10 protein-coding genes are annotated in these 13,956 nt (G+C 45.6%); 6 read left to right on the top strand and 4 right to left on the bottom strand.

The features are described 5' to 3' along the window. The first annotated feature begins 293 nt into the window (after positions 1-293). Positions 294-2,579 (top strand): 5-methyltetrahydropteroyltriglutamate--homocysteine S-methyltransferase, encoded by a 2,286-nt coding sequence (metE, locus tag KE627_RS07520; protein WP_013727168.1) that lies wholly within the window; start codon positions 294-296, stop codon positions 2,577-2,579. Beyond that, entirely contained in the window at positions 2,557-3,456 is a 900-nt protein-coding gene (gene metF / locus KE627_RS07515; RefSeq protein ID WP_013727167.1) for a methylenetetrahydrofolate reductase [NAD(P)H], read from the top strand. The genes metE and metF overlap by 23 nt, the downstream gene beginning before the upstream one ends. A 457-nt stretch (positions 3,457-3,913) precedes the next feature. Here the strand turns inward: metF and KE627_RS07510 are convergent, their stop codons facing one another. Further along, entirely contained in the window at positions 3,914-5,032 is a 1,119-nt protein-coding gene (locus KE627_RS07510) for an aminotransferase (protein ID WP_013727166.1), read from the bottom strand. Between the two features lie 225 nt (positions 5,033-5,257). Between KE627_RS07510 and KE627_RS07505 the strand changes: the two genes are divergently transcribed. The 3 genes from KE627_RS07505 (at position 5,258) to KE627_RS07495 (ending at position 7,945) form a co-directional block, all read left to right on the top strand. Continuing rightward, positions 5,258-5,668 carry a Spx/MgsR family RNA polymerase-binding regulatory protein gene (locus KE627_RS07505; protein WP_044502584.1) on the top strand — a complete coding sequence of 137 codons (411 nt, stop codon included), beginning with the start codon at positions 5,258-5,260 and terminating at the stop codon, positions 5,666-5,668. Between the two features lie 84 nt (positions 5,669-5,752). Next, the gene (locus KE627_RS07500; RefSeq protein WP_013727164.1) at positions 5,753-6,820 is read left to right on the top strand and encodes a YdcF family protein; all 1,068 of its coding nucleotides are present in this window, start codon (positions 5,753-5,755) and stop codon (positions 6,818-6,820) included. Positions 6,821-6,841: 21 nt separating this feature from the next. Further along, complete coding sequence (locus KE627_RS07495; RefSeq protein ID WP_013727163.1) at positions 6,842-7,945, top strand: VanZ family protein; 1,104 nt, start codon at positions 6,842-6,844, stop codon at positions 7,943-7,945. A 114-nt stretch (positions 7,946-8,059) separates the two neighbouring features. Here the strand turns inward: KE627_RS07495 and ppx are convergent, their stop codons facing one another. From ppx to KE627_RS07480, 3 genes are read right to left on the bottom strand one after another with little or no spacing between them, the layout of a single operon-like run. Beyond that, entirely contained in the window at positions 8,060-9,007 is a 948-nt protein-coding gene (ppx, locus tag KE627_RS07490) for an exopolyphosphatase (RefSeq protein WP_013727162.1), read from the bottom strand. Next, a complete protein-coding gene (locus KE627_RS07485) occupies positions 9,007-11,184 on the bottom strand; it encodes an RNA degradosome polyphosphate kinase (protein WP_013727161.1) in 2,178 nt (725 codons plus the stop codon). The genes ppx and KE627_RS07485 overlap by 1 nt, the downstream gene beginning before the upstream one ends. After that, the gene (locus KE627_RS07480; RefSeq protein WP_056939213.1) at positions 11,181-12,725 is read right to left on the bottom strand and encodes a Ppx/GppA phosphatase family protein; all 1,545 of its coding nucleotides are present in this window, start codon (positions 12,723-12,725) and stop codon (positions 11,181-11,183) included. Before KE627_RS07480 ends, KE627_RS07485 begins: the two co-directional genes overlap by 4 nt. 243 nt (positions 12,726-12,968) lie before the next feature. Between KE627_RS07480 and KE627_RS07475 the strand changes: the two genes are divergently transcribed. Then, positions 12,969-13,838, top strand: a complete 870-nt coding sequence (locus KE627_RS07475; protein ID WP_014939341.1) for an aldo/keto reductase — start codon at positions 12,969-12,971, stop codon at positions 13,836-13,838. Positions 13,839-13,956: the final 118 nt, after the last annotated feature.

Below are 13,956 nucleotides of genomic sequence, written 5' to 3'. Positions count from 1 at the left end.
ACCTGCTGCTGGCACACTCACTTTTACTTTGATGAAACGTGCTCTTTGGGGCAGCTCCCTCCGCTTTATCTAACAACGAGTCTTGACGCCAAAAACGCGTCAAAACTCATTGTTAAATAAATGCTGAGCCTGCCGCTATCTACACTGACTTTTACTTTGATGAAACGTGCTCTTTGGGGCAGCAACCTGCACCTAAGGCAACTTGGGACAAAATCAAAATCGATTTTCCCCCAAGTTGCCTTAGGCTCCGGTTGCTAACCGCCCCAAATCGCACTCTAGGAGGATACAAACACATGACAACCACCATTATCGGCTTTCCGCGCATCGGTCACCATCGTGAATTAAAATTTGCTACCGAACATTATTGGAAGCACAAGATTGATCAAAATGAATTACTAAAAACCGCTTATCAAATCCCCAAGAATCACTGGCAGGCGCAACAAGACGCCGGCATTGACCTGATTCCTGTTGGGGACTTCTCGTTTTTTGATGGGGTCTTAGACACCGCCAACCTCTTAAACATCGTTTCTGACCGCTACAAGGCCCTCAACTTATCACCGCTTGACGAATACTTTGCTCAAGCCCGTGGGTACCAGAACGGTTCTGAAACCGTCAAGGCGCTGCCAATGAAGAAGTGGTTCAACACCAATTATCACTACATCGTTCCTGAATTCACTAAGACGACGGACATTAAATTAGTCGGTGATAAATTATTTAATGAAGTCGACGAAGCACTCAAATTAGGGATCAATGCCAAGGCCGTCATCACCGGCCCTTACACACTACTCAAACTCAGTCGTTTCCTTGATGGGACGACACCCAATGACTTTGTTGATGCCTTGATTGCTGCCTACTCACAAGTCATTGAGCATCTAAATCAACAAGGGGTTAACTGGATTCAAATTGACGAACCTGCCCTAAGCTTCGACGTCAATTCAGCTGAAAAAGCCCTTTTTGACAAATTGTATCACGGCATTCTGGCTGCCAAAGGATCCAGCAAGATTCTGCTGCAAAATTACTTTGGTGATATCCGCGACATCTATCATGACGTCACCAGCCTGGATTTTGACGGAATCGGTCTTGACTTTGTTGAAGGCAAATACAATCTAGAGCTCGTCAAACAAAACGACTTCCCCGCTGACAAGGTATTATTCGCCGGAGTTGTTAACGGCAAGAATATTTGGCGCAACCATTACGCAACAACCATCGACCTGCTAAACAACCTGAATACGGACGCCAAAGTTGTTTTGAGTTCCTCTGCTTCTCTATTACACGTGCCATACAGTGCCGCAGATGAAACCAAGGTCCCATCAGACGTCAAACAGCACTTGGCATTTGCGATTGAAAAGCTTGCCGAAATTAAAGAACTGGACACCATTTACCACGATGAAGCCGACGGTAAATCAGCGCTCGAAAAAAATGACGCCCTTTTCCGCAACGTCAAACATCCCTACAATAAATCCGTCCATGAACGGATTAACAATTTAACCGATGATGACTACACCCGTTTACCCGCCCGAAGTGAACGCGAAAAGATTCAAAAAAAGGAATTCAATTTGCCAATTTTGCCGACCACGACAATTGGCTCCTTCCCACAAACCAAAGATGTCCGCCAGAACCGGGCAAAACTCCGCCACGGTGAAATCACCAAAGCAGAATATGATAAATTTAATGAAGATAAAATTCGCCGCATCGTCAAAATTCAGGAAAAGATTGGGCTCGACGTCCTGGTGCACGGTGAATATGAGCGTAACGACATGGTGGAATACTTTGGTGAAAAATTAGCCGGCTTTGTCTTTACCCAAAACGGCTGGGTTCAATCATACGGCACCCGGGGTGTTAAGCCGCCAATCATCTGGGGTGATATTAGTCGAACCGCACCAATCACGGTTGCGGCCTCAGTCTTTGCCAAAAATTTAACCGATAAACCAATGAAGGGCATGCTAACAGGCCCGGTCACAATTTTTAACTGGTCGTTCCCACGTGAAGACGTGACGCCAAAAGAATCGGTGACCCAGATTGCTTTAGCCTTGCAAGATGAGGTCTTGGATTTGGAAAAGCACGACATCAAGATTATCCAAATCGATGAGCCGGCACTCCGTGAAAATCTACCCTTGCGAAAGTCCAACTGGTACTCTGAATACTTGGACTGGGCAGTGCCGGCCTTCCGCCTCGTCCACAGCAAGGTTCAACCCAGCACCCAAATTCATACCCATATGTGCTACAGCGAATTCGGTGACATCATTAAAGCCATCGACGCTTTGGATGCCGATGTGATTTCCTTTGAAGCCTCCCGTGCCGATTTCACTTTGATCGATCAGCTGGTGGCCGCCAAGTTCCAAACAGAAGTTGGACCAGGCGTTTACGATATTCATTCACCACGAATTCCTTCCGAGCAAGAAATCGAAGGCTTAATCAAGCAATTAGTTGCCAAGCTGCCAGTGGATAAAGTCTGGATCAATCCTGATTGTGGTTTGAAGACCCGCTCTGAAGACGAGTCATTTGAAAGCCTGAAGAATATCGTTGATGCCACCAAGAAGGTTAGGAGTGAGATCAATGAGCCTAACAGCGTTGTTTAAACAAAAAACCGTCTTTTCGCTGGAAGTATTTCCACCTAAAAAGGACTCCCCAACTGATGCGATCCTGCCAACTCTCAAACGACTTCAGTCACTGCAGCCGGATTTTATCTCGGTCACTTTGGGTGCCGGCGGAACCAATCACTGTGATGGGACTGTGGCAGTGGCTGATTTGATTCAAAATCAGCTCAATATCCCGGCGGTTTCGCACGTTCCCGGGCTTTATCAGAGCAAGGACCAGGTTTTGGCACTTCTGGATCGACTTGATCAGATCCACGTCAAAAATATCCTCGCTCTTCGCGGTGACCGCATCCCCGGCAAAGAACCGGTTGGCGACTTCAATCATGCCAATGAATTGGTCAAATTTGTCCACGAGCAGCGCCCCGATTTCAGCATTGCCAGCGCTTGTTATCCCAACTGCCACACAGAGGCAGCCGACTTTGTCGATGACATTAGCCACCTCAAGGAAAAAGTGGCTGCCGGAGCCGATCACTTAATCAGCCAGCTTTTCTTTGACAATCAAGCGTTTTACGATTTCAAGGAAAAAACTGAGATTGCCGGCATTAACGTCCCGATTGAAGCTGGGATCATGCCCTGTACCAACAAAAATCAAATTGAGCGGATCACCCAAATCTCCGGGGTGCCGATTCCAAAGAAATTTGCCGCAATTATGGACCGTTACCAAGACAGCAAAGAAGCCATGCTGGATGCCGGGATTGCCTTTGCGGTTGATCAAATCATTGATCTGGTCTCTCAGGGAGTCGATGGTATTCACCTCTACACGATGAACAAGTCGAAAATTGCCAAGCGAATCTGGGAGGAAACTGAATCAGTCTTTGCTGCTTCCAACTTAGCCAAGCAAAAAGCAAATCAAAATTAAAAAATCGCTGTGTCAGCTTAACCGGCTTGAACGATTAAGTGGCACAGCGATTTTTTTGGAGGAGTGGTTCTGGTTTAGTTCGCATGGGCAATCATGCGTGACCGTTGGAAAACGCGTCCGGCAACCACTAAGGCAATGGCTGTCGCCGCAATTCCAGAGGTAAAGTAAAGACGTTTTCGCTTCATAGATGACTTCCTTTCCTGTAGCCCAAATGACAATGCCTTGTAGAAGAATCATATCTTGGAGGAGACAATCTTCAATCTCATTGTTGGCACTTTAAGTCATTGGCTGCACTTATCATGGTGACAATCAGTTACTGATCCCTTCTTTCTTATTTGATTGTCCATAGATTACAAGGGCCAGCTTAACCCAAACTTAAAGTTGGGCCAATGTGGCTTTTCAAGCGATCACCTTTAAACAAACGCAAACAACTTTAAACATTCATAATCAAATCAGCTTAATCGTACTGGCGCAAAAATGTGGATAGCCGTTTCAGACCTTCCCTGAGTGTTGCTTCATCGGCACAATATCCTAAGCGAACATGGCCAGGCATATCAAATCGATTGCCTGGTACCAGTAAGACGCCGGTCTCTTTGAGCAGGCGAATACAGAAGGCTTCAATATCTTCCGGCACATCCAACTTGGGAAACGAAGTTGAAACCGCTTGGGGCATCACGACACTGGCTCGAGGTTCCGAGTCAATCCAGTCACGATAAATTGCCAGATTATTCATCACCAGCTGTCGATTTCTCGCCAGAACTTGGTCACGATGCTTCAAAATGTAGGTCGCCATCAAATCATTAAAGACGCCGGCACAAATCATCGTGTAATCGCGATACTTGCGAAAGAGATCGGCCACAGTCGCATTTGAAGCCGTCCAGCCGATTCGAATTCCCGGCATTGAATAGGTCTTTGACAAAGAATTGGTCGCAATCCCCTTGTCGTACAAGTCGACAATGGAAGTAAATTGATCGGGATCATCCAATGGCAAATAAACCTCATCTACCAAGACGTAGGCGTCCACCTGCCGGGCCAATTCGACAACTTGTTGCAAAAATGCCTTATCCAGTAGGGTTCCCGTCGGATTGTTGGCGTTGTTCAAGCAAATCATCTTCGTGTTGGGTCTGATCAATGATTTTAATTCGTTAATGTCTGGATACCAATTCTGATCCTCATGGATATGCCAAAAATCGACGTTGGCACCCAAAGACTTAGGGATGTCATACAGCTGTTGATAGGAAGGGTACTCTGAAATCACGTGGTCGCCCGGCTCAATCAATGCGTACAATGCCAAATGATTGGCTCCGGTGGCACCATTGGTTTGCAAAATGTTGTCCGCGTCAATATGGGCGTACAGTTTAGCAACTTCCTGTTTGAATTCAGGTGAGCCTTCAATCCAGCCATAGTTCATCTTTTCTTGATCCAGTTGTTGATAAAATGATGCGCCCTGCTGGCCATCAAGTGCCAGGGCTTCTTGCATCGTCATTGATGAAATCGTGCTTTGAGAAATGTCATAAGTTGCGGATTTCTCCCATTTATTTAACCATTCTTCAACGCCAAATCCAGCAATTTTCATTGATCTTCACTCCTTCAAAATTTGAATGATTCAGATTAAATATTAAGAATTGCTTAACCTTTCACAAGGGTCGGGACCCTTGATGTAGCAAGGCCTTATTAACCTGTTTCTTATAGCGAACATTTGACTTTAGTTATAATTATGATAAGATGAAAGTGGGGATAGGTTGATGAGCCGGTGCATCAATCCGCATTGTCGTCACAGTCAGTAAAGGAGATGGCAACCATGCTTAGTTTATATTTGTCGCCTGGCAGTTCATCGTGTCGACGGGCAAGAAAGTGGCTCACCGACCACCACATTGATTTTGTGGAACGAGATATCTCCAAACAAACTTTGAACGCAGATGACATCAAGCAACTGCTCAGACTGTCGGAAAATGGCACTGAGGACCTGATTTCAACTCGTTGTCACAGTTATCGCAAATTAAAAGTCAATTTCGATAATCTTACTGTATCACAGTTAATTGACCTGATGGTAAAATATCCAGATTTACTCAGAAGGCCGCTGATCTTCAATGATGAACAGCTCCAGGTTGGCTTTAGTGAGGAAAACATCCGCAGCTTCCTGCCACGCCAAACCAGAAGAGAAATGCTCAATGATATGCTGGCACATGCCGAGGCTGTCGGAATGAGCTAAAAAGTTAAAGTTTGCCTACGGGAAGCGACCGTGCTTGTTTTCCACTACCCCTTTGAAATATAATGTTTCAAAGGGGTGTTTTCTATGACTTTACTGATACCGACCGCGATTATCTTCATCGTCCTGGTCGGATTATTCTTTACATACTTAATTAAACTGAGAAATTCCTTATATATCGGCACCCTGGCAAACTTATCGCTGCTGGTTCTGCTGGTCTTGCTGGTTGAAATTATCTCGGTCCTCAACAGCCAGTTCTGGGGCATCATTTTAGGGCTGGCGGTTGCTTTGGTTGGCTTACTGGTTTTCTTGGGGTTGACGTTAAGCTTCATCTTCTTTTTCATTAACGCCTTTATTGTGTGGAAACGTGAAGGTTATAGCCTCAGTAGTTCGCTGACCTTGATTACCGGGATTGCCGTCATCGCCGTTGACCTGTTATTCTTCTTCAATCCATCAGTTGGGCCCAAACCGCTTCAAGGGGCCATCACGATGTTTTTGACCTTGCTAATTGGCTACGTCCTATTAACGGTTTGGAATACGATTTCGTCGATGATCTTATACCGACTGTACTTTCCACGAAAAGATAAAGATTACATTATCGTCTTAGGAAGTGGTTTGATCGACGGCTACAAAGTTGGTCGACTGTTGGGCAACCGGATTGAAACAGCTCTTTCTTTTTACCGAAGTGAGATCAAAGCCACCGGCAAACACCCAAAGCTGATCTTTTCTGGCGGTCAAGGCGGTGACGAATTATTGCCCGAAGGTGAGGCCATGCAGAAATACGCTTTGGAACATGGCATCCCGAAAGTTGATACCTTGGTTGAAGATAAGTCCATCAACACCGAACAGAACTTAGCCTTCTCCCGGAAAATCATCGAAAAAGACAGCGGCCGAGACGACAATAAAGTGATTTTTGTCTCCAACAACTATCACATTTTGCGGGCCGGCGTGCTTGCCCGGAAGTTGAAATTTGCCGCATTCGGTGTTGGCGCGCCAACCCCATTTTACTTTTTGCCCAACGCAGTCATCCGCGAACACCTCGCCTTTCTGGTAATGAACAAACGCGCCAATATCGCAATTATCGTTTTGATTGCCTTAATTGCCCTTGGAACCGGGCTGTTACTCTATTTTGTCCCCGGTGAGCCCATTCAATAAAATAAAGTTTAGGAGATTTCCATGTCACAGTACATTCACGTTATTTATACGGCTGCAATTATTTTTCCAATTCTAGCAATTTTTATTACCTTACCGATTCTGTTAGTGAACTACCACAAGTATGGCGCAATTCCCAAGTGGAGTATTTTTATGCTCTACACATTTGTCTTCTACATGATGTGCGCCTACTTTCTCACCATTCTCCCATTGCCAAGCCAATCGTTTGTGGCCCATTTGACGACCCCGACTCACAATTTCGTGCCGTTCACATTCGTTCGGGAGTTCATTAAATACAATCCGTTTTCACTGACGCATCCCGGAACGTGGGTTGCGGCCTTAAAAGCCCCCACGGTTATCCAACCGGTGTTTAATATCTTCTTAACGGTACCATTTGGCTTTTACCTGCACTATTATTTCCAGCGGTCATGGAAACAGACAATCTTATTCACATTCTGCTTATCCCTATTCTTCGAGTTAACCCAACTCTCCGGTCTTTACGGCATCTATCCCCGTCCTTATCGACTATTCGATGTCGACGACCTGCTGTTAAATACCACTGGTGGGATCATCGGTGCTTGGGGAGCTTCCCTGCTTGGCCGTTTTCTACCAACCAAGGAACAGGTCAGAGCCCGGACAATGGCGCTCAGTAAAAACGTTTCGCCGCTGCGGCGTGGAGTCGCTTTGGCGGTGGATTGGATCATCATTGGTCTGCTGACCAATATTTTGGGCATTTTCCTGATTCCACACTGGATTGGCATCGCGATTGGCTTTGTCATCTTTATTCTGGTACTGGAACTCAGCCGCCAGCAGACGATTGGCATGCGCCTGGTTGGCATCAAAGTGATTAACCGTAATGGCCAAACAGCCAGCTGGTCGAAAATCTTAATCCGGAATTTGTTTGGCTACGGGGTGATCGGTAGCCTATACGAGATTGTCGGCCGGCTGTTAGACATGACGGCAACCGCCCCCAAAGCCCAGTTAACCAGCATTCTCCACGTTGTGCTGATTCTATCGTTTGGTCTGCTGCTAGTCTTTGTCGACTTACTGATTGACTGGTTCTCACAAAAACACCTGCTGTTCTTTGAACGGTTGAGTGGGACAGATACCGCGAGTGTGGGAAAATAAGCGGTTAGATTCACACTATTCGATGAAACCATATTGAAAATTAGAATACAAACGGGCCTGAGCAAAACAGTTAGTTTTGCTCAGGCCCGTTTGTGAGTGAATGAAAGAATTTAATTATTCCTTGGTTTTAATATTCTCTTGAATAATATCATGCAGCCGTTCGAACAAGATCCCCTCTCGCAGGCCGCTGGTTGAAAACATAATTCTGTCTGAATCCAAATAGTTCATCAGTAAAATGACGGGGATCAGACCGCCGACAATAATGTCAGCCCGTTCCTTGTTAATCCCGGGAACCTTTTTGCGTTCGTCAAGATTCATCCCAATAATGCGTTCAAAGGTTTCATTAATGGCGTCATCCCTTAATTGATAGCCGTGGATGTCATTGGTATCCAACAGATTATTGAAACGCCGGTTAATCTTAGCCAAGGTTCGATTACTACCGCCTAAGCCAATAATTGGCAAGTTCAAACCGTTTCGCAGCCACCAGACACTTTGGAAAATTTTGTTAACGAAAATCATTGCTTTAAAGACTTCAGTAGCAGCAATGTCGTCAGCCAAATCGAATTTTGATGATAAGGTGACTGACCCAATTGGAATACTGATCAGGTTACTGACCTTGCCGTTTTGAACCAGGACGATCTCGGCACTGGCACCGCCGGTATCGATAATCACCGCATTGGTTGCCGGCAGTGTCTCACTGACACCAACGTAATCATAGTAAGCTTCCCGGGTCCCGGAAATCACGTTGAGGTTAATGCCAATGTCATTTTTGACCCGTTTTAAAAATTGCTTTTGATTGGTCGCTTGTCGAACCGCCGCTGTGGCCACCGCAACAATATTGAGATGGTCAAGCTTGGAATAAATCGTTTTAAAGTTCTTCAAAGCGCCGATGGTTCGTTCAATGGCTTCGGGCTGAAGAATTTTTTCAACCCCCATATTCTCAGACAGTCGAACATATTCCTTTTCTTGAGCAACTGTCTCGTAGGTGCCATCGTCACTGATTCGGCTAATGGTCATCCGCACTGAGTTGGATCCTAAATCAATCACCGCCAAATTTTTCATTACTGGTTGTCGCCCCCATCTTCATCATTGAATGGATCAGGCTGATTTTGCGGGCTCATCATTGGCTGAAACTGGGCCCCACTCTTGGGCCGATTCTCTCCTTGCTGAGCCTCGGTCAACCGAGTTGCCTGAGCTGCAAAGAATTCTTGAGAATCCAATGGCTCACGGCCTCTTCTGTCCACTCGTTTGTAGACACCGTTCTTATCCAAGGTTCTTGTCTTGACGTTATCATTCCACATGGTGGTGTAGATGCTGACCACTCGCTGGGCCAAATCCGGTTGAAGGACTGGAAACATCTGTTCAACTCGTCGGTTCAAATTCCGAGTCATCAGATCGGCACTGGCAAGATAAACTTGTTGTTCACCGTCAAAATTAAACATGTAAATCCGACTGTGTTCCAAGAATCGACCAACGATCGAATGGACCGTGATATGATCACTGACATCTTTGATGCCGGTCTTTAAGCAGCAGATTCCCCGGATAATCAAATCAACAGTCACACCAGCGTGGGATGCTTCATACAATTTGGCAATCATATCCTGATCAGACAGCGAATTCATCTTCATTTGAACATGAACCGGTTTGCCCTGCTTGGCATATTTAATCGCTTCATCCAGTCGCTCGGTGATAAATTCACGAATCCCATTTGGTGAAATATGCAGTTGGTGGAAGTATGGCGGCCGTGAATAACCGGATAACATGTTAAAAATATTCGTGACGTCAATGCCAATATCAGTATTGCAGGTCAACAGACCCAAATCGGTGTAGAAGTGGGCAGTGACGTCGTTATAGTTCCCAGTTCCCATGTGTACGTAGCGACGGATCCCATTTTCTTCTCGACGAACGACTAATGACAGCTTGGAGTGGGTCTTTAACCCAACCAGGCCATAAATCACATGGCAGCCCATCTTTTCCAGCTGACGGGCCCAATGGACGTTGTTTTCTTCATCAAACCGCGCTTTAACTTCAACTAAAACCGTCACCTGCTTGCCATTTTGAGCAGCTCGTCCCAGATATTTGATGATTGGCGAATCACCGGATACACGGTAGAGGGTCATCTTAATCGCTAAGACTTCACTATCGATGGATGCCTGACGGATAAATTCAACAACGGAATCAAATTTGTCGTATGGATGCTGCATCAGCCAATCATGTTTTTGAATGGCATCAAAAATGTTGTGATCGGAGTCTAAAGCTGCCGGTTGATAAGGCTTGAACGGTCGATATTTCAAATCATCATGACCGATTACTTTACCAGCTAATTTGCTCATGAAGGTCAAGTCAAGTGGGCCGTTAACTTCATAGACCGAATCTTCGGCCGTCTGGAGTTCCTTGACCAGCCGCTTTCGAAGTTTGCTACTGATGGTTGAATCCACTTCCAAACGAATCACTTGGCCGTGTTCACGCAACTTCAGCTGCTGTTGAACCTTTTTCAACAGGTCAGAGGTATCTTCTTCAGCAACATCCAGGTCCATGTCCCGAATCACCCGGAAGACACTGACTTCTTTGATCGTGTAGTTAATGAATAATTGATCGACGAATTGCTTAATAATATCTTCAATTAAAATAAAATCGTTATCGCCACCGGGCAGTTTGATGACCCGTGAGAAGATGCTGGGGACTTGAAGCGTCGCATACAGTGTCTTGCCCTCCTCATCATCTTTCTTGTTAAGCCGCAGTGACAAATTCAATGAGTCATTGTTAATAAATGGAAACGGGCGCGAACTGTCATCCGCCATTGGGGTGAGCACTGGATAAAGCTCATCGTGGAAGTATCCTTTAATGAACTGGTATTGCTCGGGTGTTAAGTCACCCACTTTTAGTAAATGAATGTCGACCTGGTTGAGCGCCGGCAACAACGACCGGTTTAAGGTGCTGTACTGTCGAACCAGCATCTCATGGGCTTTCACGTTGACGTCTCGGAGCTGCTCTTCTGCAGAACGGCCAGATGAATCTTTGCCATCCCACTTAACTTCAACCAATTTTGCCAGTGACGCCACCCGAACCATGACCCACTCATCGAGGTTACTTTGGGTGATCCCTAAGAATTTGACCCGTTCTAATAATGGATTGTTTTTATCCCGGGCTTCTTCTAGGACGCGTTCGTTAAAATCCAGCCAACTTAGTTCGCGGTTGTTATAGTATTTGGGATTTTTAAAATCAATTTTGTCTGTCATTTTGCCTTTACACCCCTTTGTTTGAGAACGGCTTTATAACCATATGCTTCAGTAAAGAACTGACTCTTGGTGTTGAAGATCCAGTTTTCGTAGGCCAGATTGGCATTGCTGAACGTTGTGATGACAACTTTAGATTCCTTGATTGAAACCGAGATTTTTTTAATCTTCTGCTGGCGGTCGTCGTCCAAGGCATCTGCCAAACGCAGAATTGCCGCTAACTTGGCAATTAATCGCCGGCTTTCAGCTGAGATATGCTGAAAGTGAATCAGATCTTCATTAGGCGTCGTCGAACTGTGATATCTGGCAATTGCGGCGATCACCCGAATATCATCCCGGGACAACCCAATGATTTCTGAATGGAGAATAATATACTCGGAATGCAGGTAGTGTTCATGGATGCCAACGTAGTTCCCAACATCGTGGAGAATTGAGGCAACCTGAAGCAGGATTCGCTCACGGCGGCCCAGTTGGTGCAGCGGCTTTAACTGATCAAATAGATGAAGGGCAAATTTAGTTACCAAATCCCGGTGGACCGGCTCAACATCATAGTGTTTGGAAAGGTTTAAAGCCAAACGAATAATCTCGGGTGTGAAATCCCGTTTTGAGTAGCCCTGTTCCAAGGCTTCCTGATTGACCAGACCATCAACGACCCCAGAATCGGAAAACCCGATTTCAGAAGCATTGGTTAATCTCAAAATCCGTCTGGTCAACAGCAGTTCCGGCAGCACCAAAGGAATGTAGTCCGGATCAACTTGGAGCCGTTCAATCAAAAATTGATCGGAAGCATCCACCAAGTCGTCCACTAATCCAGTGAAATCGCTGGCAGTAATCGTGTCGCTGGCCTTAGTGTGCTCGTAATTTTCCACCAGCCGTTGCAAAGGCAGCGACCCCAGCAAAATGATCTTGGTGGGAACTTTGCTGGACACGACGCTGGCAGGATTCCCGATGTAAAAGTCGTTCAATTTGGAATCAATGTAATCGTTCAACAGCCCAATTGAATTGGGTGCCGTTTGCCGCAGGCTCTGCAAGTCCTCGGCAATTTTGATTGGCCCCAAGGCAAAACTGGTGGAGTCGACAAATTTACCTTCCTTGAACTCCGTAATGGCAGTATTTCCAGAAGTGATGCCCACCAAAAAAGTGGTGCGCTTATCGTTTTGCTTATCCTTCGTCAACTCAACTGAAATGTTTTGATTTCTGAAATAAGTTTCTTCACTTGTTGAAAGCCACTCAATATTCATGCCGGTATGTAAAAAGAGCTGATCGGCAATAAAATCCGAGTTGAGCGCTTGGTGAAGGGCATTGCTGCCAAATAGTTTGTAGTTGGTCACACCGTAATCATTCAAAATTTGAATGAATCCGGTCAAAGCTTCGGACACCCGGTTAACGGATTCGTACTTCACGGGTTGGTCCTGATAGACATCGTCTCCCAGGTTAATATCTTTTTTGACGTGCTCGAGTGGCTTCAGGTTCTTTAAATTCACGATCAACAATTCAGAGCCCTGAACATTCACCATCATCACGCCATAATACTTTACTGCCATCGTTTTCACCTTCTGTATGGATTCCCCAATCAAACACAGCTATTCATAAATCTCTCTTATCAACGTAAGTATACAATATTTTACAGGGTGCTGACCCATCCGTATAGCTTGGATAACAACTTTTTGTCATTTTTCGTAAAATTGATTAACCACAAACGATTGCGCGTTTGTTTGATTGACATCAGGCAGCAACGGTTTGAAAATAGACTTGTACCAAATTATTGTCAGAAAGAAGTGTATTTGATGACTGAACTAAATGCAGCAAACGCTGGCACTTACAAATTTGATGATCAATTTGTCGTCAACCGCCTGGGATACGGGACCATGCAGCTGACTGGTAAAGGCACTTGGGGTCCATACGCTGACCCTGCCCGTGCAGCCGATGTTGTTACCCACGCGACTGAACTTGGAATCAACTTTTTTGACACTGCCGATTCTTACGGTCCGTGGTTCGCCGATCGCTATCTGGCTGAAGGCTTAAAGGGCGCCGCCAACCGTGATCAGATTTTCATTTCTGATAAGGTTGGACAAACTCGCCAAGGCCCGGGTATCTGGACACCTCATGGTGAGCCCAACTACCTGCGCCAGCAAGTCGAAGTTTCTATGATGACTTTGGGGATTGATCACGAAGACTTGGTCTTCCTTCACCGAATTGACAGTCACTTCCCAGTCGCTGAGCAGGTTGGTGAACTCAAGAAGATGCAGGATGAAGGTAAAATTAGGCATATCGGCTTGAGCCAAGTCAGTGTTGATCAACTCAAAGAAGCCCAAAAGTACGCCAAGATTGACGCTGTGGAAAACCTCTATAACGTTTCCAACCACAAGGATGACGATGTGGTGGACTACGCACAATCCCAAGGGATGGCCTTTTTACCATGGTTCCCACTGGACACTGGTCGTTTAATTGGCGCCGATAGTCCACTCAGCACCATCGCTAAAAAGTATGGTGTCTCAGAAGCCCAGATCGCTTTGGCTTGGTTACTCAAACGTTCACCAAACATTTTACCGATTCCTGGAACCAGCTCGATTCAACACTTGGAGGATAACGTCGCTGCTGCTAATGTTAAATTGAGTGATGAAGACTTTGAAGCTTTGAGTCAACTTTCCAAATAATCCCAATAATGTCTCACTGGCCTGCCCGATGATGGCGGGCCATTTTTGTACATATTTTGCCTGAAAATGGTAACCCATGGAGTTATAGCTCGCCTTTCTACTTTAGAATTGTTATAAT

Origin of the sequence: Lentilactobacillus buchneri, from assembly GCF_018314255.1 — a bacterium.
GTDB lineage: Bacteria > Bacillota > Bacilli > Lactobacillales > Lactobacillaceae > Lentilactobacillus > Lentilactobacillus buchneri.
The sequence above is the reverse complement of the archived record's forward strand: the minus strand, read 5'-3'. Positions and strand labels throughout refer to the sequence as shown.

What these genes read in the sequence shown, in the direction of transcription:
- KE627_RS07475 (WP_014939341.1), top strand. Translation starts at nt 12,969, where the DNA reads ATGACTGAACTAAATGCAGCAAACGCTGGCACTTACAAATTTGATGAT.
- KE627_RS07505 (WP_044502584.1), top strand. Translation starts at nt 5,258, where the DNA reads ATGCTTAGTTTATATTTGTCGCCTGGCAGTTCATCGTGTCGACGGGCA.
- metE (WP_013727168.1), top strand. Translation starts at nt 294, where the DNA reads ATGACAACCACCATTATCGGCTTTCCGCGCATCGGTCACCATCGTGAA.
- ppx (WP_013727162.1), bottom strand. Translation starts at nt 9,007, where the DNA reads ATGAAAAATTTGGCGGTGATTGATTTAGGATCCAACTCAGTGCGGATG.
- KE627_RS07495 (WP_013727163.1), top strand. Translation starts at nt 6,842, where the DNA reads ATGTCACAGTACATTCACGTTATTTATACGGCTGCAATTATTTTTCCA.
- KE627_RS07510 (WP_013727166.1), bottom strand. Translation starts at nt 5,032, where the DNA reads ATGAAAATTGCTGGATTTGGCGTTGAAGAATGGTTAAATAAATGGGAG.
- metF (WP_013727167.1), top strand. Translation starts at nt 2,557, where the DNA reads ATGAGCCTAACAGCGTTGTTTAAACAAAAAACCGTCTTTTCGCTGGAA.
- KE627_RS07480 (WP_056939213.1), bottom strand. Translation starts at nt 12,725, where the DNA reads ATGGCAGTAAAGTATTATGGCGTGATGATGGTGAATGTTCAGGGCTCT.
- KE627_RS07500 (WP_013727164.1), top strand. Translation starts at nt 5,753, where the DNA reads ATGACTTTACTGATACCGACCGCGATTATCTTCATCGTCCTGGTCGGA.
- KE627_RS07485 (WP_013727161.1), bottom strand. Translation starts at nt 11,184, where the DNA reads ATGACAGACAAAATTGATTTTAAAAATCCCAAATACTATAACAACCGC.